This window comes from Saccharopolyspora sp. NPDC050389 (genome assembly GCF_040655595.1).
Taxonomy (GTDB): domain Bacteria; phylum Actinomycetota; class Actinomycetes; order Mycobacteriales; family Pseudonocardiaceae; genus Saccharopolyspora.
Map to the genome: position 1 here is coordinate 1 of NZ_JBFAKG010000211.1, position 2,354 is coordinate 2,354.

Annotated in this window: 3 protein-coding genes; 1 reads left to right on the forward strand and 2 read right to left on the reverse strand. The window is 71.9% G+C overall.

The window, feature by feature from the left end; all coding sequences use genetic code 11:
- Positions 1-138 precede the first annotated feature (138 nt).
- The gene (locus tag AB0I53_RS49450; protein ID WP_358618157.1) at positions 139-810 is read right to left on the reverse strand and encodes a response regulator transcription factor; all 672 of its coding nucleotides are present in this window, start codon (positions 808-810) and stop codon (positions 139-141) included.
- Complete coding sequence (locus AB0I53_RS49455; RefSeq protein WP_358618160.1) at positions 807-1,664, reverse strand: sensor histidine kinase; 858 nt, start codon at positions 1,662-1,664, stop codon at positions 807-809. The genes AB0I53_RS49450 and AB0I53_RS49455 overlap by 4 nt, the downstream gene beginning before the upstream one ends.
- Positions 1,665-1,751: 87 nt before the next feature.
- Between AB0I53_RS49455 and AB0I53_RS49460 the strand changes: the two genes are divergently transcribed.
- Positions 1,752-2,261 carry a hypothetical protein gene (locus AB0I53_RS49460; protein ID WP_358618163.1) on the forward strand — a complete coding sequence of 170 codons (510 nt, stop codon included), beginning with the start codon at positions 1,752-1,754 and terminating at the stop codon, positions 2,259-2,261.
- Positions 2,262-2,354 lie beyond the last annotated feature (93 nt).

Sequence of the window (2,354 nt, forward strand, 5' to 3'; positions counted from 1 at the left end):
TTGAGGCAATCGCGTAGCCGCGTCGCTTGACCAAAATGTCGGTGTTTTTTTTTTTTGTACCACTACAAAAAACCAAACAACCCCCACGGCCGGTGACCAGCGCAAAGGCGCCGACACGAACCCTGGTTGAGGTGGGCTTCAGCGCGGGGTTTTCGGCGTGATCAGGCCGGTTTCGTAGGCCGCGATGACGAGCTGGGCCCGGTCCCGGGCGTGCAGCTTGGCGAGCAGGCGGCCGATGTGGGTCTTCACCGTCGGCATGGCCAGGCGCAGGTGGTCGGCCAGTTCGGCGTTGGACAGGCCGCGGGCCACCAAGGCGAGCACTTCGAGCTTCCGGCCGGTCAGCGAATTCAGGGCGCAGGCCGGGACTTCTGGCGGCTCCGAGCGCCGGGTGAACTCCGCGATCAGCCGCCGGGTCACCGACGGCGCCAGCAGCCCGTCGCCGGCCGCCACCACCCGGATCGCGGCGAGCAGGTCGGCGGGCGGTGTGTCCTTGAGCAGGAATCCGCTGGCCCCGGCGCGCAATGCCGCGTCCACGTACTCGTCGAGGTCGAACGTGGTGAGGATCAGCACCCGCACGCCGGTAAGTCCGGGATCGCCGCAGATCCGCCGGGTCCCCTCGATGCCGTCCACGTCCGGCATCCGGACGTCCATCAGCACCACGTCCGGCCGTTCCCGCCGGGCCGCCGCGACGGCCTCGCCACCGGTCGCTGCCTCCCCGACGGCCGCGAGGCCGGGAGCGGTGTCGACGAGCAGCCGGAAGCTGCCGCGCACCAACGCCTGGTCGTCCACGACGAGCACGCGGATGGTCAACCGCGTTCCCCCTTTCCGCAGGGTAGCCGGGCCGTGACGCCGAATCCGCCGCCGGGGCGCGGCTCGGCGGTGAACTCGCCGTCGTACATCTTCACCCGCTCCCGCATCCCCGCCAGACCGTGCCCGTCGCCGGGCCGACCAGCCCGCGTTCCGTCGTCCACGACGTGCACCCCGACCGCATCCGCGCCGACATCGACGCGGACGGTGCAGCGAGCCGGAGCGGCGTGCTCGACGACGTTGGTGAGCGACTCCTGCACGATCCGGTAGACCGCGAGCTGCACCCCGGCGGGCGGGTGCCCGGCGCCGGTGATCTCCAGGTCGACGGAGACCCCGGCGGCGATCGCCCGATCGGCGAGTTCGCGCAGCGCAGCAAGGCCAGGAACGGGTTCGTGGGGCAGCGGTTCGGCCGATCGGAGCACCCCGAGCATGCCGCGCATCTCCAGCAGCGCGCTGCGGCTGGCCTCCTCGATGCCGCGCAGTGCTTCCCTGGCTTCGGCGGGCCGCTGCTCGGCGATGTGGTTGGCGACACCGGCCTGCACCGCGATCAGGCTGAGGTTGTGCGAGACGATGTCGTGCATCTCCCGCGCGATCCGCAGCCGCTCCTCGGCGCGAACGCGCCGGATCTCGCGTTCGGCGAAGGCGTCGCGCTGCCGGAAGTGCGCGCCTAGCCCCCAAGCGCCACCGGCCAGCAGCCAGACGGCGCCGACCAGCCCGGCGATGTCGGCGACGTTCCCGGTGGGGGTGAGCACGGCCTCGCCCAGGAACAGTCCGATTGCGACGGTCGGCAGTGCGGTCACCACGGCGGGTGCTGATCGCCGCAGCGGCTGGTCGGGGCACTGCTCCGGGCCGGGCACAACTTCTTCTTCCCGGATCAGCTCGCCGCGTACGCCGCCGAACCGGCCCTGATCGCGGTCGCGTACAGCGCGTTCCTGATCGGCAACGTGGTGCTGTGGCCGGGAGTCGTGCTGCTCGCGCAGCGGATCGGCGGGAGCCGTCCCGGCTGGGCGGTCTGGGGCGGGATGCTGACCGCCTTCGGCCTTTTCGCCCGCGTCTTCCACGTGGGCATCGACCACCTGGCGTTCCAGCTGGCGGATCTGCGGGGAGTGGCGTCCGCGACGAGCCTGGTGGGCGACGCGTACGGCGCCTACCACGTGATGAGCGCGCTGAACCCGGCGATCATGGCCGGTTGGGTGGTGCTGGCCCTCGGCGCCTGGCGGGCCGGTGTCCTCGGGCCGTTCCGGGCGGTGGCGTTGGGTCTGATGGCGGCGCTGCCGATCGGCGTCCTGAAGGGGACCACCGCGCTCTCCGTGATCGCGCTCGCCGGACTCGCGGTGGCCTCGGTGTCGCTGGGCTGGCAGGAGCTGCGTGCCGCACCGCGCCCGCCGGCCCGGCGAATCGCGTTCGCCGTCGCGGTGATCGCGGCCATGACGTTCGTCGGAACGCTCGGCTGACGCCGTGCAACCACAGCCGCCGACGGTCGCGTCCGGCGAACGGGGCGTGGACATGGCTGTCCTGGAAGCCCGGGACGACCAACCCGCCCCTGG